Origin of the sequence: Labrenzia sp. THAF187b, from assembly GCF_009363375.1 — a bacterium.
GTDB classification, from domain to species: domain Bacteria; phylum Pseudomonadota; class Alphaproteobacteria; order Rhizobiales; family Stappiaceae; genus Roseibium; species Roseibium algicola.
Map to the genome: position 1 here is coordinate 5,153,700 of NZ_CP045344.1, position 17,842 is coordinate 5,171,541.

General features: G+C 57.2%; 21 protein-coding genes. 11 read left to right on the forward strand and 10 right to left on the reverse strand.

Annotated elements, in window-relative coordinates; translation table 11 throughout:
- Positions 1–4: 4 nt before the first annotated feature.
- Positions 5–487, forward strand: coding sequence for a helix-turn-helix transcriptional regulator (locus tag FIV03_RS23660; RefSeq protein ID WP_152511201.1), 483 nt, complete (start codon positions 5–7; stop codon positions 485–487).
- 699 nt (positions 488–1,186) lie between these two features.
- On the opposite strand, the gene FIV03_RS23665 is transcribed toward FIV03_RS23660, so the two are convergent.
- Positions 1,187–1,897 carry a hypothetical protein gene (locus tag FIV03_RS23665; protein WP_152511202.1) on the reverse strand — a complete coding sequence of 237 codons (711 nt, stop codon included), beginning with the start codon at positions 1,895–1,897 and terminating at the stop codon, positions 1,187–1,189.
- 150 nt (positions 1,898–2,047) lie between these two features.
- On the opposite strand from FIV03_RS23665, the gene FIV03_RS23670 reads away from it, so the two are divergent.
- Positions 2,048–2,245, forward strand: coding sequence for a hypothetical protein (locus FIV03_RS23670; protein WP_152511203.1), 198 nt, complete (start codon positions 2,048–2,050; stop codon positions 2,243–2,245).
- A gap of 22 nt (positions 2,246–2,267) precedes the next feature.
- On the opposite strand, the gene FIV03_RS23675 is transcribed toward FIV03_RS23670, so the two are convergent.
- Positions 2,268–2,555: a hypothetical protein gene (locus FIV03_RS23675; RefSeq protein ID WP_152511204.1), complete on the reverse strand. Its 288-nt coding sequence runs from the start codon at positions 2,553–2,555 to the stop codon at positions 2,268–2,270.
- Positions 2,556–2,736: 181 nt separating this feature from the next.
- Between FIV03_RS23675 and FIV03_RS23680 the strand changes: the two genes are divergently transcribed.
- The 7 genes from FIV03_RS23680 to FIV03_RS23710 all read left to right on the forward strand — a co-directional run bounded on the left by FIV03_RS23680 (position 2,737) and on the right by FIV03_RS23710 (position 8,161).
- On the forward strand, positions 2,737–3,210 hold the full coding sequence (locus tag FIV03_RS23680) for a hypothetical protein (RefSeq protein ID WP_152511205.1): 474 nt from the start codon (positions 2,737–2,739) through the stop codon (positions 3,208–3,210).
- On the forward strand, positions 3,194–3,484 hold the full coding sequence (locus FIV03_RS23685) for a hypothetical protein (RefSeq protein ID WP_152511206.1): 291 nt from the start codon (positions 3,194–3,196) through the stop codon (positions 3,482–3,484). The genes FIV03_RS23680 and FIV03_RS23685 overlap by 17 nt, the downstream gene beginning before the upstream one ends.
- Positions 3,484–3,711, forward strand: a complete 228-nt coding sequence (locus FIV03_RS23690) for a hypothetical protein (protein WP_152511207.1) — start codon at positions 3,484–3,486, stop codon at positions 3,709–3,711. The genes FIV03_RS23685 and FIV03_RS23690 overlap by 1 nt, the downstream gene beginning before the upstream one ends.
- Positions 3,693–3,881, forward strand: coding sequence for a hypothetical protein (locus FIV03_RS23695; RefSeq protein WP_152511208.1), 189 nt, complete (start codon positions 3,693–3,695; stop codon positions 3,879–3,881). Before FIV03_RS23690 ends, FIV03_RS23695 begins: the two co-directional genes overlap by 19 nt.
- A 255-nt stretch (positions 3,882–4,136) precedes the next feature.
- A complete protein-coding gene (locus tag FIV03_RS23700) occupies positions 4,137–5,423 on the forward strand; it encodes a tyrosine-type recombinase/integrase (RefSeq protein WP_152511209.1) in 1,287 nt (428 codons plus the stop codon).
- A 282-nt stretch (positions 5,424–5,705) separates the two neighbouring features.
- Positions 5,706–6,179, forward strand: coding sequence for a hypothetical protein (locus tag FIV03_RS23705; protein ID WP_152511210.1), 474 nt, complete (start codon positions 5,706–5,708; stop codon positions 6,177–6,179).
- A gap of 125 nt (positions 6,180–6,304) precedes the next feature.
- On the forward strand, positions 6,305–8,161 hold the full coding sequence (locus tag FIV03_RS23710; RefSeq protein WP_152511211.1) for a tetratricopeptide repeat protein: 1,857 nt from the start codon (positions 6,305–6,307) through the stop codon (positions 8,159–8,161).
- 72 nt (positions 8,162–8,233) lie between these two features.
- Here the strand turns inward: FIV03_RS23710 and FIV03_RS23715 are convergent, their stop codons facing one another.
- The 6 genes from FIV03_RS23715 to FIV03_RS23740 all read right to left on the reverse strand — a co-directional run bounded on the left by FIV03_RS23715 (position 8,234) and on the right by FIV03_RS23740 (position 13,854).
- Positions 8,234–9,136 carry a class I SAM-dependent methyltransferase gene (locus tag FIV03_RS23715; protein WP_152511212.1) on the reverse strand — a complete coding sequence of 301 codons (903 nt, stop codon included), beginning with the start codon at positions 9,134–9,136 and terminating at the stop codon, positions 8,234–8,236.
- 116 nt (positions 9,137–9,252) lie between these two features.
- Positions 9,253–10,434 (reverse strand): acylneuraminate cytidylyltransferase, encoded by a 1,182-nt coding sequence (locus FIV03_RS23720; RefSeq protein WP_152511213.1) that lies wholly within the window; start codon positions 10,432–10,434, stop codon positions 9,253–9,255.
- A 31-nt stretch (positions 10,435–10,465) separates the two neighbouring features.
- On the reverse strand, positions 10,466–11,215 hold the full coding sequence (locus FIV03_RS23725) for a class I SAM-dependent methyltransferase (RefSeq protein ID WP_075281515.1): 750 nt from the start codon (positions 11,213–11,215) through the stop codon (positions 10,466–10,468).
- 64 nt (positions 11,216–11,279) lie between these two features.
- Complete coding sequence (locus FIV03_RS23730; protein ID WP_023003886.1) at positions 11,280–12,143, reverse strand: N-acetylneuraminate synthase family protein; 864 nt, start codon at positions 12,141–12,143, stop codon at positions 11,280–11,282.
- Positions 12,144–12,387: 244 nt separating this feature from the next.
- On the reverse strand, positions 12,388–13,200 hold the full coding sequence (locus FIV03_RS23735) for a ferredoxin--NADP reductase (RefSeq protein WP_023003885.1): 813 nt from the start codon (positions 13,198–13,200) through the stop codon (positions 12,388–12,390).
- A 213-nt stretch (positions 13,201–13,413) separates the two neighbouring features.
- Positions 13,414–13,854, reverse strand: a complete 441-nt coding sequence (locus FIV03_RS23740) for a hypothetical protein (RefSeq protein WP_152511214.1) — start codon at positions 13,852–13,854, stop codon at positions 13,414–13,416.
- Between the two features lie 106 nt (positions 13,855–13,960).
- On the opposite strand from FIV03_RS23740, the gene FIV03_RS23745 reads away from it, so the two are divergent.
- Both FIV03_RS23745 and FIV03_RS23750 read left to right on the forward strand, forming a co-directional pair.
- Positions 13,961–14,806 carry a LysR family transcriptional regulator gene (locus tag FIV03_RS23745; protein WP_152511215.1) on the forward strand — a complete coding sequence of 282 codons (846 nt, stop codon included), beginning with the start codon at positions 13,961–13,963 and terminating at the stop codon, positions 14,804–14,806.
- Between the two features lie 117 nt (positions 14,807–14,923).
- Complete coding sequence (locus tag FIV03_RS23750) at positions 14,924–15,958, forward strand: GlxA family transcriptional regulator (RefSeq protein ID WP_023003882.1); 1,035 nt, start codon at positions 14,924–14,926, stop codon at positions 15,956–15,958.
- Positions 15,959–16,222: 264 nt separating this feature from the next.
- Here FIV03_RS23750 and FIV03_RS23755 read toward each other — a convergent pair whose 3' ends face one another.
- On the reverse strand, positions 16,223–16,990 hold the full coding sequence (locus tag FIV03_RS23755; protein WP_152511216.1) for a sulfite exporter TauE/SafE family protein: 768 nt from the start codon (positions 16,988–16,990) through the stop codon (positions 16,223–16,225).
- A 37-nt stretch (positions 16,991–17,027) separates the two neighbouring features.
- Positions 17,028–17,834, reverse strand: a complete 807-nt coding sequence (locus FIV03_RS23760) for a transporter substrate-binding domain-containing protein (protein ID WP_173013928.1) — start codon at positions 17,832–17,834, stop codon at positions 17,028–17,030.
- Positions 17,835–17,842 lie beyond the last annotated feature (8 nt).

Consider the following 17,842-nt stretch of genomic DNA (forward strand, 5'->3'; position numbering starts at 1 on the left):
TTTCATGAATATTCAAGATTTAATTTCATCGACTGGCGTCATGGTTGGCAGCATGATTGCGGCCATGGAAACTACCGGCGACAGAATTCAGCACATTCGCAAGGCGTTAGGCCTCACACAGGTCGATTTCGCGAGCCGCATAGACGTGACGCGTGGCGCTGTGGGAAACTGGGAGCAGAACAAAGGCATTACGCAGAAGAACCTGCAGAAAATTGCCGACACTTTCGGTTGTAGCCTTGACTGGCTGCTCAGCGGCAAAGGCGCACCGTTTCCGGAATCCCCAGCCGGAACCATGCCGCCGTCAGCCGGCAAAAAGCTCGACAAAACCCTCTATAAGATGGCTCACGACATGGCACGCCGCTTTGAGCAGACGCACCTGGGCGGCTTGGCAGATTTCGAAGACTTCACATTTTTGGTTGAAAATTACTACAATGAGTTGCTTATTAGAAAAACTCAATTTGAGAGCAGTTCTGAGGAGGAGCACTGAGACTGTGCACTTTAGGGGGAAACAAGATTGTCAAAAGGCCATACTGATAAGTTAGAAGAACTCTTAGTAATCCTACGGAAACAAGGCGCAATAATTGGCGCAATCGCTTTTTGCCAGCAACTTTTCGGACACTCACAGATCAATAAACTTTCCGAGACAGAAAGAGACGATCTGACCATCATTCTGCGCGAGAAGATGGTTGAAGCATCCATGAAATCCGGGCACCGCCTTACAGCACCTCGGCACACGACACTGCAATGAAAGAAAATTACGTCCAGAACTTACCGTTGGAACACGTCGAGCAAGGTTGCTCAGACAGCCTCGGCGTGTTCTTCTATCGGATCTGGAAGGAAACCGGCGGCAGAATGCCAGGTGAAAACTCGCCAATCGTCGAATATTTGCCGAAGCTGGTCATTCTGAAAACCATTCACTCACTGGAAGACAGTCCTGACATTCTGTTTGTCGGCGAGGAAAGCTTGTTCGCAAAACTCTTGCCCCAGGCCGCCGACCCTCGGAACGCTCAACCTCGACTGGAAATAGAGCCAGAGTACCGCCGCCAGGTCCGTGAAAGTTACATTCAAGCCTCTAAAGGGGCTGCGCGCTTCGACGTTATCGGCAGTAACTATCTACTGCCTGGCGGCATCGAATGGCTGAACATCGAACGCATTCTGCTACCATTCACCGCCCCAGAAAGTGGCCTCAGGTGGATTTACTGCTATTCAATGCTTCGGGAAGTTCGAAAGACAAAAGATCAACCAAATCAAAAAGATCTGAGCGACTACTCGCCATTATATGCAGGTCTTGATCAATTGTTGCTGGCCCCCGATCCCAGATGATACCGGGATGCATGCTGGTAAATCCGCACTTGAAGGCAAAGCCGCGATCCAGGAAGGCCGGACGCACCCAAGCGTAGGCAACCTGGAACTGCCACTCAAGCAGCGAAAGCAGCAAGATTGCTTTCGAAAAAGGGCCTGACACGCCATTGGTCGCGTGTTGTTTTGCAACCCACATTTCGCCCAAATAGACTACATCCCCTTGAATGTCCTTTGCGAACCTGTACTGCCGGTCTGACATTTGGACTTCCGAACCGTCGTCCGCCGGATAACAGCGCGACCAATACTCCCGCCAGTACTTTTCCAGCGTCCAGGAACCGAGTTGATCAAGCCGGGCAGCCGCCAATCCAACCAGCTCTCCCAGCTGGTTAAACCCACCAAGCCAGAAGGCTTGTTGCGGCGAATAAGTGTTGAGATTTCGGCGAAAGTGTTCAGTTAAGCCCTTCTCAGGAACGTGCTCCAAAAGCCCCTCAAGCAAACCGAAATCGCGGCTCACTTCCAGGCGCACACCCTTTTGCGATGCTTCATCAAATAATCGCGCGATCACTCGACTGACGACCAGTCTATCCAACTCCATTGTCGTTTCACCCCACCTGAAACACTCGCTTATTTAGCAAGGGATTCTAGGCCAGAAAACCAGTTTCGTCTGTCACGCTTGCATTTAGATGAAAGTCATGCTTTCATTCTGGACAGTTTTTGAAAGCAAGCGTCGCACAGAGAAAGTCATATGCCCAACACGCCTCGCAAACCGATCATTCCGGACCAACCATTTTACGGCCCGCCTGGTGCTTTTGCCCTGCGCAGCACCTGGCGGGTGCCGGGTGAACATGTCTATGGCCGCAAGCTGGCCGGAAAGCACGCCCCTAAGCGCGGCGACGTTTCGGCCTACCGGCCGCGCCGCCCGCGGTTCCCGTTCGGGCTTTAGGCGGCGCTCCGATGGCTTTCGCTCAGCCCTCCAGCAGTTTCGTGATTGTGCCGTCAACCAGGCTGGCTATGGCCTGCTCTTGCAACTTGTTCGGCTGCAAGTCGCGTTTGCTGGCGACCTGCGCATCATGGCTGACGATTTCCCGCATGATGCGTTCGTCTTCTGCCCGGTCTTCCGACCTGCTCATGAAGTCCTTCAGAAGGCGTTTGAGCATTGCCGTTTGCACGTGCTGCTTCACCGTCAGGTCAGCCATGAGCTTGCTCAGCGTTTCGACGTCCCGCTGCAGCTTTTCCGCCTGCATTTCGTTCATTCCAGTTCCTTCCGCATGGGTTGGTCATGTGGTTGCGAAGCGGCGCGTCGGGAGTGGTTTCCCGGCGCGCCACCATTTTCCGCCGGTTGAACCGGCATCTAAAACACAATCTGTCCGGGCGCGCATTTCTGCAAGGCCTCGGGTAGCGTTTCCAACCGTGATTCAATCAGGAGACGCAATCATGACTGCAAGCATCCAGAACAGCTGGTCGGCCTTCAAGGTTCTTAAGAACGGCCTGAAGTGGTTTCGCGAGGCAACGCACGAAACCCCGGAATATCGGGTCTGGATGCTGGAAACGCTGGTCGACAGCATTCAGAAGTGCCTTGCCAGCCTGGAAGCGCAGATCCGGTTTTACCAGTCGGCCAAGGGCGTCGGCCGGGCCTACTGGATTGTGCAGCCGGACGGCACGGAAGAGCACGTCAGCGGCCAGCAGCTGCAGACGCTTGTGCTTGAGCTTCCGAACGCAGACCTGGACGCCGTCATTCACGGCAAGCCGGAAGCCCTTGCCGCCGTCGCCGCGGCGCTTGCCGTGGCCGGACACAGCACCCACGGCCCGGCCAACCTTCACGACATCGCAGCCGTGCGCGGCGAAAGCGCTTTCCACAGTGCCAAGGCCCCGCCCACAGGAGAAAGCACCGATGGAAAGCCTGATTGATACCCTGCGCGCCGCCGCCCCCTATCTTCTGTTTTCGGTCATCGCCCTGTCGTTGCTGTTCTGGGTTCTTGCCGTACTCGCATGTCGCAATGCCCATTCCGAGCATCAGGGTGAATTCGGCGACTGGCCGGATGACAGCGCCGCAAGTTCCAAAGCTCCCCTGCCCGTTTCTGAAGTGGTCCAATCGGTCACGGAACGGGCCATCTACGGCCTCGCCCTGAGTATCCTTGTGGGCGAGGCCCTTTTTGCCGCGAACATGAAGGGGCTGCTTTGATGTCTTTCCTTCCCCAGCCCGATCCGCTCACCCGCAGCCGCGCGATCGTGACGAACGCGATCGATGCGCTGGACCGGGAAGTCATCCGCCTGAAGGCGGACAAGCAGGCTGACGTGGCAGCCCACGTCGAAGCCACCATGAACGCGCTCAAGAATGCCTATGACATTCGCCTGAAGGAGCGTGGCAACCGCGAAGGAAAGGAAAGACCGTGCAAAACCCCATCATGAAATATTTCGAGTTCAAGCATCTGCCGGAACATCTGCAGGCGGTCAGCCGGCCGTTTGGTGAACTGGCCGAACAGATGAATGCCGACCTGCCGGACGGCCCCGAAAAGTCTGCCGGACTGCGCAAGCTGCTGGAAGCCAAGGACTGCATGGTCCGCGCTGCCCTCGGCTGATCGAAACCACGCCGCCCCATCGGCACCGGCCCGGCGAACCGCAAAGCGGCGCCGGGCACCTGAAACGGAAACCAGGACCATGACCAGCCATCAAAAGCTTGACCAGAGTCTGCCGATTTACTTCAATGCTGAGGAAGTGGCAGAACGCTTGCGCAAGTCAAAGCGCTGGCTGGAAGGCGTTCTCGCTGAAGACAAACGGCGCCGCCCCTCCGAACAACTGTTTCAGTTTCATCTTCGCCATGGGAGAACGAAAGTTTGGACGCCGGAAGCACTGACAAAACTGCAGGCAGCAGTGGCAAGGGAAAGCGAGCCGGGCGGCGCGCTCGCGGGCTCGCCCCGGTCGACCGTGAAGGCATATGGCACTGTCACGGTACCGTCAGGGCTGGCGGACGCTCAATCCGCATTAGAACAAGTCTTGGCCTTCCAGTCGGACGGACGTCGGAAGACGCAGCCCTTGCCGAATGCCGGCGGATCGAAAGCGAAATCATCGCCGAAGCGACAGGCCAAAGAACGCCGGGTGCTTACGTTTCCGTCGCAGCTGCAGACTACCTAACACGCCCGCGCGAACGCCCGCTCGGCAAAACTACAATCGACATCGTCAAGGAAATCGTCGCAGCCTTCGGCCTGCGCCGGCTTAACGAGATCGCCGAAGAGGACTGGCACCGCCTTGTCGACCGGCGTCAAAAAGGCAATGCGCCGGCCACCCGCGAGCGCTATCTGAATGCCCTTCTCGGCTTCCTGAAGTTCTGCCAGGGCAAGCGCCACCGGCTGGAACAGTTGCCCGACTTCCACCGCGACAAGAAAGCCCGCAACCCGAACCGCCGCGCCCGCCGCCGCGTCCAGGAACTGCGTCCGGATCTGATTGCCAGGCTGCTGAATGCCGCGCATATCACCTTGCGCGCGCAGATGGCCGTCGAGTGGTCGACGGGCGCCCGTGTGTCGTCAGTCCTGCACGGTTGCCGGATCTGCGACCTGATCCTGGCCGAGGGCCGCGAGCAGATCACATTCCACGACACCAAGAACGGCAACCCCGTCAACGCCGCCCTACACCCGAGCGCGGCCGCGATCCTGCGCGAGTATGTGGCTTGGCGCGGCAGGCTTCACGAGCGCGAGGCGCCGCTCTTCCTGACACCCAAGCGCAGACCCTACAAGGACAACGGCCGGGCATGGGGCACGCAGAACAAGAAGGGCTTTAACGGCGCCAAGGAACGCGCTGCGCAAACCCTTCTGGACGACGCAGCGATCGAGGCCGGCAAGATCCGCGACGGGGCAAAGCGCGAGGCGTTCCTGAAGGCGGCTGAGGCCGACGCGCAGCTACTCTTGACCGTGACGCAGCACTGGTTCCGCCACATGCTGGCAAGCCGCATGCTGCGCATGGGCGACCTCAGATCCGCAATGGATCAGGGCGGATGGCTCGACGTGAAATCCGTCATCCCCTACGCCCACGACGTGCCGGATTACCGCCGGTCGGTCGTGTCAAACTTCGACGATTTCGGCAAGTTTCTGACACAGGAAGAAAGTGAAAAGGAGGCAAATACCTGAAAATGAAAAGGAATCTTGAGCGCGCCCCTTCCCTTCACACGGGAGGGGTCACTGGTTCAATCCCAGTATCGCCCACCATTTTCCTTTGTTTACATCCAGATCCGGTCGCCGCAATTTTCACTACTTTGCCGTGATCCGATTCACCACAATTGCAACTCTTGCCAGAAATCTGGGCAAATATCCCTGAAAACCAGCCCTGCAAAAGGTGAGCGTGTATATTGGTCAGATCCGTTCCGTTGAGCGGATCCTGATGATCGGGCGAACCGGAAGTGATCCGGTTTCGTGCTGCCCGCCAGCAAAGCCCTGGCTCCGGCACTGGGCATGGATGACATGTTTCGCTCTGCGACCAACAAAGCTGCGGCAATTCTCCTGTTATTTGCGGTCCTTGCGCCCGCAACGGTCGCTCGCGCGCAGTCCTCGCAGAACATCCAACTGCCATCTGCCCCCCTGCTCACCGACGAGCAACAGCGGCTCAATCAATCGCTTCTGCAGCAGCAGATGTTGATTCTGGAGCTCGAGCGACAACGACTGGCACAGGAAAGGCGTGAACTGGAAGAAGCGCAGCGCGTTCAGCAATTGCGTGAAGAAAGAGTTCGCCTTTTACAACTTGAAAGACAACGCCGGCTGGGCCTGCCGCAAAACAGGTCCTACTATCAGCGCCAGCAATACCAGCGCGAAGACTACCGGCCGCAGCGGGGGCAGCCGCAACAATACCAACGCCAGCAATTCCAGTCACAGCAGTTCCGCCGGCAATGAGCTCTATCGAGCAAGAAATTCAGCTTCAATCCCCAAGGTAATCCGGACAGTTTGGCTTGTCGGCCTGCCTTTGAGACCCCTTCCTGCTATTGTTCTTCAAGTGATTCCCGAAGAGCAGATAGAAGATGGCCACGCAAACCGCTCCAAATCCTTTACGCGAAAAGCTCGTCAAGGGGCTGTCCTATCACCAGTCCGGTGAGATCGAAAAGGCGCAGCGGTGCTACAAGCTGGTCCTGAAAAAGGCGCCGACCAATCCGGATGCGCTCAATCTGCTGGGCGTGACCTACAGGCAATTGGGATCTCCCAAAAAGGCCGTTGAATACATCCAGAAGGCGATTGCCCAGAACCCGAACCAGGCATCGTTCTATGCCAACCTCGCCCGAGCGATGATGGACATCGGAACGGATTCGGAAAGCATGCTCGCCGTTTCGGAAAAAGCCCTGTCGCTCAACCCGAAGGAGCGCGAGGCACTCAACATCAAGGCAATCGCGCTGACCGGACTGCAACGGGTTGAAGAAGCGGAGACGATCTTCAAGAGCCTGCTTGTCTCCAATCCGAACCATGGTGAAGTCTACACGAACTATGGCCTGCTTCTGCGCAAGAACAACCGATTTGAAGAAGCGCTCACCTTCTTCAAACGCGCGGAAATACTCGCACCGGACAACGTCGAGAACTGCATCGAACAGGCCCGTTGCCGCCTTGAACTGAAACAGTTCGACGCCTCGCTCGAGGCGATCGACAAGGCCCTGGAGCGCTTCAAGGACAACCCGCTCCTGCTCCACGAAAAGGCCCGTGTCCTGTTCTCGATCTCCAGGGCACACGAGGGCCTGAAATACGCCGAAGAGGCCGTCAGAGGCACGCCGGGCAACTATCACTGCAAGGTTACGCTCGGGGTTCACTACCTCATGCTCGGCCGCGGACAGGACAGCATCGACATTCTGCAGAAGGCAAAGGAGGAAGCGCCTGGCGGCGTGATTTCCGGCCTCGACTGGAACCTGTCGCTCGCCTATCTGTCGATGGGCAACCTCGAAACGGGTTGGGACATTCACGCGGCCCGCTTTGAAGACAAGAAAGCAACCTCCCAACGACGTGAGTTTCCAAAGCCGGAATGGGAAGGCGAGGATATCTCGGACAAGACGGTGCTGCTTTGGGGCGACCAGGGACTTGGTGACGCGCTCAAGTGCGGCACGATGTTTCTCGATATCCAGGCGCGAGCGAAAAAGCTCATTCTCGAAGTGTCGGCGAAGTCGGTTCCCTTCTTCCAGAATTCGTTTCCGGAGATCCTTGTCAGGCCCGGCACACCAAAGGACGACCAGGCCCCGGAGGATGCGGATTACGACATAACGGCCAACATGGTCGATCTTGCACGCTATTTCCGGCGGGATATCGAGAGCTTCAAGAAGGCCCCCTACCCAGTTTACAAATTCAACCAGGAAAAGGCCCGCGAATATCTCGGCAGGCTGCCGGACGCCGACAAGAAACCGATTATCGGCGTCTCCTGGCGCTCACGGAACCTGGAGAAATACCGCGCGCGCTACTACCTGTCCGCGCCTGATTTTGCACCGATCCTTGATGCTGAAGACGCGATCTACGTCAATCTTCAGTATATGGCCCTGCAAAAGGAGCTCGACTTCCTGGTGGCCCGCTCGGAAGGCAAGTTCACCTATTTCCCGGACGTCGATCTCTTCAACGACCTGATAGCGGCCGCTGACCTGACCGCCATTTGCGATGTTGTGGTTTCGGCAAACACCAGTGTTGCGGACATGGCGGGAATTCTGGGCGTTCCCTGCGTACGCTTCGGCCCGGTGGAACCCGCCCTGTTGCTCGGCCAGGCCAATCCGCCCTGGTATCCAAGCATGAAGTACATCTACATCGACGAGACGCATCCGACGGTGGAGATGGTACCGCAGGTCATTCAGGTCATGCGTGAAGAACTGGCAGCCGGTTATCCTGGCAAACGGAACGAACGGTTGGGCCTGTAGAAAGCTTTGCAGGCGCTGCCAGTGAGCCTGCGGCAAAGCAGTGCGATCATTCGTTGAGCTGGCCGCCCTGCCTTAGCGAGCCTTTCTGGCAATCGCAACAAGCGTATCGGTCGCGTCGATCTTGCGGAGCGCGGCCTCGTAAGCCGACCTGAGTTCCGATGTTTCCAATGCGGACAGGCTTGACTTGTGGCCACCGGGCTTGCCGTTGGCAAGCCATCCGAGATGGTTGGAAAGCGGATACCGCTGCACCCCTTCAGTCACGACATCCGCAAAGCCGGCAGCGACAAGCAGGCGCCTCAGGCTTTCGCGTGTGTGGAGAATAAGGTGCTGGCTCCAGAGGGTGAAATTCTTGAAAGCTTCGTTCTGAAGATTGGACAGCAGGAAATCGGAAGCATGCGGAACCTCGACAACGAGTGTTCCGGTGTCCGTCAGCAGTGCTCGCAAGTCTCGCAAGGTTGAAAGCGGATCGGGAAGATGCTCCAGCACATGAAAGGCAAAGACCGCATCCTGCGTTGCCGGAGCGATCTGGTTTGGATTGTCCACGCAGCGATAGCCATCGGCAACCAGCGCCTCAATGTAGCCCCTGTGTAGCTCGATCCCCGTGACATCGGCACCCCGACTGGCCGCCTCTCTCAGGAAAAGCCCCTTCCAGCATCCAAACTCGGTAACCGTCTTGCCCGTATAAAATTGCTTGTAGGCATCCAGACGCCGGTACTGATCCTGCTGGTATTCGTAGTCCCAGTCGATGCGCTTGTAGAAGTCATCCTTGCGGTGTTCAGCCCCTTCGTAGGTCTCGTCACCGACATAGTAATCATTGATGTAGACAACACCTGAAACCGTGTCGCGATAGACGGTCAACCCCTCCTTGTCGCGGGTTCGGGGTGCAAAAACACTCTGGGTTTCAAGGGACGCAAGGCCGAGCTGCTGCAGTGTATCGAACACCGAAACGTTCTTTTGCAGTGGGTCTACGGCCATATTTCACCTTCTCAGTCGCAAGGTGCCCGGGGAGCGAAGACATTTGCAGATTGCACGTATCGCGATCCCCGAACCCAAATTCTTCCATGTCACCACCTGGAGTGATGCCAGTCCTGTCAGTTGGCAATCATGCCCCGTGCGATCAGCAGCTCGGAGACTTCATTCAGCACACCGGCACCACCGGCACTTTCCAGAACCACCGTTGCCGTTGCCTTCACTTCAGCCGGCGCATTGCGCGGCGCGATGCTCAGACCGCAAGCCTTCATGCAGTCGAGATCCGCAATGTCTGCGCCGATATAGGCAATCTCGGACCACTCCAGCCCCTTTTTGGTGCGCCAGTCCGAAAGGGTTTCCATCTTGTCGAACAGATGATGCTTGTAATCCATGGCAAGCTTGCGGGCGCGCTGGACAGCGAGACTGTCCTCTTCCCGATCCAGCATCAGCAGCATCATGCCGCGGCCAAGCAGACGGTCGAGACCGATTTCGTCATATCGGTTGCATACGATCGATTCCGTGCCGTCTCGATTGACGAAAACCGTATTATCCGTATGCACACCGGCAAAGGCGGTCACCACCGCCCGCAAGGGCTGGGTCTCAGTCTCGGTCAGGAAGCCGGTGAAGGGTTCTGACCGGATGAAAGCCTCGGCCATGTCCCAGTCCTGCGAAGTGTCGATCTCGATCCAGGTCGAATCCACCGGAACCAGGATCGTCTTTCCGCAGTAACGGTTGCCCGCTTCCAGGAATTCGGGAACACGCATTGCGTAAACGGCACCGTTTTCCCTGTATCTTGCAGAGATATCCTGCCGGCGAACGCGTTGTTTGCTCGGATCATGGTTGAGACCGACGCCTTCGCCGCCAGGGCCGACTTCCCAGTAGAAGCCATGGTCATCGACCACCGAGATCGCGCTGGTCGCATTCTTGGCCAGCAGCGCTTCCACAACATGGTCGACATGATGTGCCTGCGTGAAAGGGGCCGTACACTGCAGGAAAACCAGAATGTCCGGCGGTTCGCTGACAAGGCTTGGCTCGTTCTGCAGAAGATGGATCAACGCGGATTCCGAGCTCGCGGTCGGTCCCGAAAGTTCGGTCGGGCGCAAAACGGATTTGGCGCCGTATTTCTCACCGACTGTCAGAATTTCCGCTGAATCGCTCGAGACGAATACTTCGGACACGAAACGCGACCCGCGTGCGGCACGCACGGTCCGGCCGACAAGCGGAATGCCGTTCAAGGGCCGGATGTTTTTGCCCGGAAGACCGACGGAACCGCCTCTGGCAGGAATGGCCGCTACTATTTTCATTTTCTGCTCAACCACCTCGGGGAAGCTGGGGTCACTCTGGTTTGCGCGCGAACACGGTTACGAAAGATCCCCAGAACGCCGGCGACACATCCGCGTCGGCCCGTACCATGCTGTCGAACGTTTCGCGCGTGGCAAAACGCGTTCCGAAATAGGGATATTCGACCATTTCGATGCGGAATCCCGTGTCACGCAGCAGCCTGACAAGAGAATCGTCAGAGAACAGGCTCACATGAGTTGGGTCATGCAGCAACCGGAAACGATCACCGTAGACCCGGGCGGCCGCTGAAGCGAAATTCGGCGTACCACAAATGAAGTCACCACCCGGTTTCAGGATTTCGAAGATCGTTTCAACAAAGGGGATCGGCTCGTCGACATGCTCGATGACATGGTTGGCGGTCACCACATCGAACGTGCTTGAAGGAAACGTCCCCTTCTCCAGAACACCGTGCCGAAGCTCGGCCGAACACCATTGGCGAGCGACCTCTACCGCCTTCTCGGAAGGATCCAGGCCGAAACACTCGTTTTTGCCCGTGAGCTGCTCAAGCAATTCGCCAAGGCCGAAGCCGATATCAAGCACTCGTCCCGGCGACCGTGCGTTGACGTAGTCCGCGATGTAGCGAACATCTTCCTTGCGCTGATCACGCTCGGCTTCAATGTCCCTGACCTTGCCGTCCGGATCCGTCTTTGCTTCCCAATAGTCCTGCGGGAGCGGCCGGGCTGGATAAGCCACGTAGTAGCTCTCCCCCCGGTAAAGATTCAGGCAGCGGTCAATGATGGACATAAATGGCTCTTGAACAAAAAAAGGGCCGACCGGTTCCGGTCAGCCCACCAATACCTCAATTGTCTCACGCCGCCTGCAGCGTGACTTTCCGGCGAAGCTTTTCCGCGATCGGCTTCTCGTCTTCATAGAAGCGCAGAACCCCGTCACCCCGGACCACTTCCACCCGGCGCACCTGCGAAACCAGCTCAGCGACTTCCGGCATTTCAAGCGACGCCTTCTGGTCGGAACCCCAGTCCGAGCGATCCAGCGTGACATGCCGTTCAATGGAACACGCACCAAGAGCGGCGGCACAGACACTTGGCAGGATACCTTCTTCGTGACCGGAAAAACCGATCTTCAGATGGGGGAAAGCGTCCTTCAGGGTCGAAATGCCGAGCAGATTGATCTCGTCATCGCGCGTCGGATAGGTGGAGGTGCAGTGGTACAGGCAGGCGATCTCGCCGCCGGAGCGCTCGATCACGTCAACGAAGCTCTTGACCATTGCCATGTCGCTCATGCCGGTGGAAACCAGCAAGGGCCGGCCACTGCGAGCGCAATACTCCAGAAAATCCCGATCGGTCACCATCGCGGAAGCGACCTTGATATAGGGCGTGTCGTAGTCCAGCAGGAAATCGACGGAGCCTTCGTCCCATGGCGAGGCAAACCAGTCGATGCCCAGTTCTTTCGACAGCTTGTCGATGCGGTCGTAGTCGGCCTTGCCGAATTCCAGACCGCGCTTCAGATCGCCGTTCGTTGCGCCGAAGACGTTTTCACGGGGACGTGCCAGTTCTTCAGCGGAATAGACGACGTCGATCGTACGCTTTTGAAACTTGACTGCGTCGCACCCGGCCTCCTTCGACTTGCGGATCATTTCGAGGGCCTGGTCGATATCGCCATTATGGTTGATACCGATTTCGGCAATCACATAGGTTCGACTGTCGGAGATCATGGCTCAGTACCTTGATGTTTGGCCTGCAGCGTTCAAGTGGCCCTGCTGACTTGCCATTTTTAAGACAGATTCTTGCCACTGCAGGCAATGTCTGTCCACCCGCGAACCCCATATTAGGGTGTATCGACCCTGCTTTCTTTGGAAAACCCAAAATAGATCATTAATAAAGCTGCGGGGGCACGTGTTAAACACGCGCCCCCGGCCAAAGATCTAAGCATTAATAACAGATTAAGCCGTTGCCGACTCAGCCGACAAACGCACGCTCGACAACGAACTCTGCCGGCTTGTTGTTTGCACCTTCGGTGAGGCCTGCTTCTTCCAGAAGCGCCTTGGTGTCCTTCAACATGTCCATGGAACCGCAGATCATGCCGCGGTCAACGGCGGGATCGAGCGGCGGCACGCCGAGGTCTTCGAACAGTTTGCCGGACTTGATCAGATCGGTGATACGGCCCTGACGCGGAAAGTCTTCCCGGGTCACGGAGGTGTAATGGACCAGCTTGTCCTTTGCGAACTCACCGATCAGCGGATCGTTGATGGTTTCCTGCACAAGGTCCTCGCCGTATTTCAGCTCGGAAACTTCGCGGCAGGTATGGGTCAGGATCACCTGGTCGAATTTTTCGTAGGTGTCCGGGTCACGGATCAGGCTCGCAAACGGTGCGATGCCGGTTCCGGTGGAGAACATGTAGACGCGCTTGCCGGGGATGAGCGCATCGTTCACCAGCGTACCGGTCGGTTTCTTCTTCATCAGCACGGCATCACCCGGCTGGATCTTCTGAAGATGAGACGTCAGCGGGCCGTCCGGAACCTTGATGGAGAAAAACTCGAGCTCTTCGTCCCATGCCGGGCTGGCGATGGAATAAGCGCGGTACAGCGGCTTGCCGTCGATCATCAGACCGATCATCACGAATTCCCCGGACCGAAAGCGGAAGCTCGCCGGGCGTGTCATGCGAAAGCGGAACAGGCGGTCCGTGTAATGCTGGACGGATTTCACTTCCTCGACGAAAGCGCCAGCCGGGGCGGCAGCTTCGAGGTCGGCGGGTTTGGCAAGTACGTTCATGTCAATCTTGGTCCGTATGTCAGCGCTCGTATTAGATTGTGCCTCATGTAGCACTAGTCCAGCCTTGACTTGAAGCAACTGCGATCCACTAAACGCACTTAGTTCAAAAAAATCATTCTAAAAATGTTCAAGATTCCAGCCTGCAGGCATTCGCAGGCCTTTCCTGACAGGCCATCCGGCGATGCCGGACGGCCACGCCACTTGCATTATTCGTCAGCGTCTTTCTTCAATTGTCGTCACGGTTTCCCGAAAGAAATCGAGCTTGCCGTTGTCTTCGTGGCTGAGGATATAGGTGATGCTTTCGCATTCGCAGTTCCTGACGGGATAGAAGAACCTTTGCTCGAAGCGGGTCAGGAACCATCCCTGCCCCAATGCCTGGGAAGCGAGAGCAAGAATATGTGTTCCCCTTGGAAAAACGTCCTGTGCAAGGCGTTGTAGGACACCAGCCATTTCCTCCAGCCCGGAGGCCACCTGCCAGGCAACGTCGGTTTCATCGCGGTAGTGGTCGATACGGAAGTCCAACTGTTCCGACAGTTCGCCGAAGAGTTCCGGTGACCCTTTTTCAAAAAGATCAAGCACACGATGAATGGCGATCCGTTCGGTTCGAGGCAGCGGAAAGGTTTCTGACGGAGACAGGGGTATTGCGGAATTCATTCGGGAGTTCCTTCGGTACGGCGTTGCAATTGACCGACCGAGTTTTGCCCTCAGCTTGTTTCGCAGTATACTCCTATGCTTTCTATCATTAATATAGGCAACTCCTATGCTTGAAGTGACCCCGCTTCGCTATTTCGTCAGCGCCTTCGAATTGGGAACGATCAGCGCAGCAGCGATGGGACACGGTATTTCCCAACCGTCCTTGTCCCAGGCCCTGCAAAAACTTGAAGACGCGATTGGAACGTCGCTATTTGTCCGTTCCCGCACCGGGTTACGCCCGACACCGGCTGGCTGCGATTTGTATCACCATGCCCAGTCTATCCTGCGGGCTGTCGGAGACGCCGAGAACCGCTTTCTGAAAGAGCCCCCGCTTCGCCTGAGCCTCTATACGGCGCCCGATATTCTGCTTCCAGCGTTTCAGGGGGCGTTCCATGCCCTGCGGACCACTTATCCGACACTGGAGATGCGTTTCGAGCAGGCAGCGGCGGACGCGGAACTTTCTCTGGTCGACAAGGCCTGTGCCCCCAGGAGCCACAAGTACAGGGAACTCTACAGCGAGCCTTATGTACTTGCCGTTGCAAGGTCTCATCCGCTGGCAGGGCGCAACAGGATTTCCATGAACGACCTTCAGTCCGTTTCCCTGATCTCCCGCAGGTATTGCCCGAATTATGATGCACTGCTGGCTGAATTCGCGCTGGCGGGCCTGCCGTTGAACGTTTCAGCTGAAGCGGTCAACGATCAGCAGGTACTGGAATTGGCCGGATTAGGCTTTGGTGCCGCCATCCTTCCCGCCGGTCATTTGAAGATGAAGGATACTTTGACAGGTGTCCCGCTCGACCATGAAGGCCTGGAGCGGCGCAGCGTCGGCATCGCGGTGAAAAAGACAGCATTTGCCGATGAAATGTTCCGCACCTGGATGACGGGCTGGGCAACGTTGCCAATTCGTTTGTGACATTTACGAGAATATCAGGTCTGCAAGCGTTTTTTATTTGACAGATAAATACAAACTGCAAAACTTGCTGAAAGCCAAAGACAAATGGCAATAATACCTTCCATAGAGGCACAGTAAATGTCCGGACGCGCGCACGATGAATCAGGCCAGAAGATAGCATTCGTGCTCATGGAGCGATTTTCCATGAACGCTTTCGCCAGCGTTATCGAACCTGTCAGAATAGCAAATCGCCTTTTGGGAAGAGAGTACTACCAATGGACAACTTATTCGCTTGACGGGAATCCCGTCACGGCGAGCAACGGCTGCGAAGTCGCGGTCAAAAAATCTATTCGCGACCTGCACGATGCCGACATTACACTTTTGTGCACCGGCATCGACGTCGAGCGCCTGCCGCTGGACACGGAACTCGGCAACAAGCTGCGCCGTCTGAACGCAATGGGCCGCACCTTTGGCGCCATCTGCACCGGTGCCTATCTGCTTGCCCGGTATCATCTTCTCGACGGTCGTCGCTGCACCATCCATTGGGAAAACCTGAGATCCCTGCGGGAAGAATTTCCGGATGTCGAAGTAACGTCCGATATCTTTGCGATCGACCGCAACTGTATCACCTGTGCCGGCGGCATGGCGTCACTCGACATGATGCTGCGCCTGATTGCGATCCAGCATGGTGCCTATCTTGCCCATGAAGTTGCCGAAGTCGCTCTTTACCAGAACATGCGCTCCGGCGAATCTGCACAGCGCCATGACATCGAGGCCCGGACCGGCATTTCGAATGCCAAGATCCTCGACGCGATCCGGATCATGGATTTGCATATCGAGGACCCGCTGAGCTGCCAGCAACTTGCGATGACGGTCAACCTGTCGCCGCGCCAGCTGGAGCGCCTGTTCCGGCGTCATTTCAACTGCACGCCCGGCCAGTACTACTTGCGCCTGCGCCTTGAGACCGCGCGCGACCTGTTGCGCCGGACCAGCCGCCCGGTGCTGGATGTCGCTTTGGCCTGCGGCTTTGCCTCCACCTCGCATTTCACCAAATGCTACCGCGAGCGCTTCTTGTGCACACCGACGGAGGAACGACAGTCCTACCAGTGGGCCAACACCAAGACGACATCCGGGGTCGGCACCGCCACCCCCATGCGGCTGATCGCCAAGTAAGACGCGACCTGAAAAACCAGTTCTCGAACGCCGCGGTCTTCGCGGCGTTTTTTTGTAGCCCGCCATGGTCATCCCGGATGTAGCGCAGCAGAGATTCGGGATTGGTGAACCAAGGTCTGGGGAAGCAAGCCGAAGAAGACAGCGAACACAACGTTGCCTCTGTCCCGGCTCGCGCTTCGCTTGGCCGGAATGACAAGGAAAAGGCAAGTCCTTGGCTGCGCCCCCAAGCGCCACGATTTCCCGCCACGAATTCTGCCGGAAAAGCTAGAGCAAACGCCAGAGACCGAGTGGAATGAGGTAAAGGCCAAGGGCGAGGATGGCTGCCAGCACGAGCCGGCGGAAACCGGCCTCCGACACTTTCTTGCGCGTGCGCTGTCCAAACCAGACGCCGGACAGGGCCGGTACAACCAGCGCAGCAGAGGCCACGGCTTCCTGGCCGCCCATCAGTCCGAAACCGCCAAGCGAAATGCCGAGCGCCGTCGTCGACAGCAGGAACAGGAGACCCATTGCCTGGATAAGTTCGTCTCGTGTGAGCCCCAGCGCCTGCAGATACATGACACCGGGCACCGTGTAGGACCCCGTCAGCCCCGACAGGACACCGTTGACCAGCCCGACAATCACTCCAACCGCGACGACTCGGTTTTCCGGAATTTGCAGCACCAGCCCTGCAAGCATCGGCACCGCGTAGGAAACCATCAGTATCCCCAGAAGCAGATCGGCGGCACCTTCCGGCAACTGGGTGAGGATGAAGGTTCCGGCGGCGAGCATCACCACGGCTGACACCAGAAACGGCCAGAGACGGGGCAAGAGAACGCGCAGGTGACCACCGGACAGGCTTTGCCAGAGGTTGGTCAGGAATGCCGGCCAGAGGATAAGAACCATCGCCTTTTCGACACCGACAAAAACAGTCATCAGGCCAAGCCCGATTGTCGGCAATCCGAAACCCACAAGCCCCTTGATGAACCCTGCGCTCAGAAACACCAGCACGGCAATCAGTATCAGTCCCGGACCGGCTACGCCTAAATCCGTCACGCCTTCACCTGTTGCTGCATGGGGTCTCTTGCTTCTTCTATCCGTCGCCCGTGGGCAGAGTGTAGCCTTCGATCAGCTTGTTCAGCTCACCGGATTCACGGCGACGCTGCAGTTCCTCGTCAAAGGTCTGCAGCATTCTTATACACGGTGTCGCGCGTGAGAACAGGAAATGAACCGTGTTGACAGCCGCAGACCACGGCAGGACTTCGACCTTTCCTTCGACCCCGGCTTCCTTGATCATCATCTCGCCGTCCCGGCGGGCAATGACCAGATAGTCGGCCTTATCCTCCGCCAGCAGGTACATGTTGGTCTTGAAGTCGTCGAAGGGTTGCCGATCGATGGACAGTTTGGCAGCCGCATAGGTCTCGAATTCTTCGCCAAACGATGCCCCGAACGGTGCAACGCCCCTCAGCCCCGCAAGGTCTTCAAGCGATGCAGGGCGGATATCGAGGCTGGAGCGGACAAAGACACCGACATCTTCGTGCATGACCGGCAGACTGACGCCGAATTTGGCGAGCCTTTCGTCAGTCAGATAAGCGCCCGCCAGGACGTCGATCTGCCCATGCTCAAGCAATGTCAAAAGCCGTTTCCACGGCAGATCCGGCCCCATGACCAAAGGCAAATCCAATGCTGAAAAGATTTCAATTGCCAGGTCAGGAAACACACCGTTGAGACCGACATCGGCTTCCTGGCGCATGGAAACCGGGTACCAGACACTAGAACCGTTCAATTTGACGGAGGAACAGTCATTCGTGTCGGCACGGGCTGCAGAGGCCAACGTCAAAGCCAGGCAAGCAAGACCCGAAACCAGTATTCTTTTTCTGAAATGATTGAAAACACTCATCTTATACC

Coding starts and splice junctions, on each gene's coding strand:
- FIV03_RS23670 (WP_152511203.1), top strand. CDS start 2,048: ATGCCCAACACGCCTCGCAAACCGATCATTCCGGACCAACCATTTTAC.
- FIV03_RS23690 (WP_152511207.1), top strand. CDS start 3,484: ATGTCTTTCCTTCCCCAGCCCGATCCGCTCACCCGCAGCCGCGCGATC.
- FIV03_RS23675 (WP_152511204.1), bottom strand. CDS start 2,555: ATGAACGAAATGCAGGCGGAAAAGCTGCAGCGGGACGTCGAAACGCTG.
- FIV03_RS23720 (WP_152511213.1), bottom strand. CDS start 10,434: ATGAAAATAGTAGCGGCCATTCCTGCCAGAGGCGGTTCCGTCGGTCTT.
- FIV03_RS23715 (WP_152511212.1), bottom strand. CDS start 9,136: ATGGCCGTAGACCCACTGCAAAAGAACGTTTCGGTGTTCGATACACTG.
- FIV03_RS23660 (WP_152511201.1), top strand. CDS start 5: ATGAATATTCAAGATTTAATTTCATCGACTGGCGTCATGGTTGGCAGC.
- FIV03_RS23760 (WP_173013928.1), bottom strand. CDS start 17,834: ATGAGTGTTTTCAATCATTTCAGAAAAAGAATACTGGTTTCGGGTCTT.
- FIV03_RS23710 (WP_152511211.1), top strand. CDS start 6,305: ATGGCCACGCAAACCGCTCCAAATCCTTTACGCGAAAAGCTCGTCAAG.
- FIV03_RS23685 (WP_152511206.1), top strand. CDS start 3,194: ATGGAAAGCCTGATTGATACCCTGCGCGCCGCCGCCCCCTATCTTCTG.
- FIV03_RS23680 (WP_152511205.1), top strand. CDS start 2,737: ATGACTGCAAGCATCCAGAACAGCTGGTCGGCCTTCAAGGTTCTTAAG.
- FIV03_RS23730 (WP_023003886.1), bottom strand. CDS start 12,143: ATGATCTCCGACAGTCGAACCTATGTGATTGCCGAAATCGGTATCAAC.
- FIV03_RS23725 (WP_075281515.1), bottom strand. CDS start 11,215: ATGTCCATCATTGACCGCTGCCTGAATCTTTACCGGGGGGAGAGCTAC.
- FIV03_RS23745 (WP_152511215.1), top strand. CDS start 13,961: ATGCTTGAAGTGACCCCGCTTCGCTATTTCGTCAGCGCCTTCGAATTG.
- FIV03_RS23740 (WP_152511214.1), bottom strand. CDS start 13,854: ATGAATTCCGCAATACCCCTGTCTCCGTCAGAAACCTTTCCGCTGCCT.
- FIV03_RS23735 (WP_023003885.1), bottom strand. CDS start 13,200: ATGAACGTACTTGCCAAACCCGCCGACCTCGAAGCTGCCGCCCCGGCT.
- FIV03_RS23665 (WP_152511202.1), bottom strand. CDS start 1,897: ATGGAGTTGGATAGACTGGTCGTCAGTCGAGTGATCGCGCGATTATTT.
- FIV03_RS23750 (WP_023003882.1), top strand. CDS start 14,924: ATGTCCGGACGCGCGCACGATGAATCAGGCCAGAAGATAGCATTCGTG.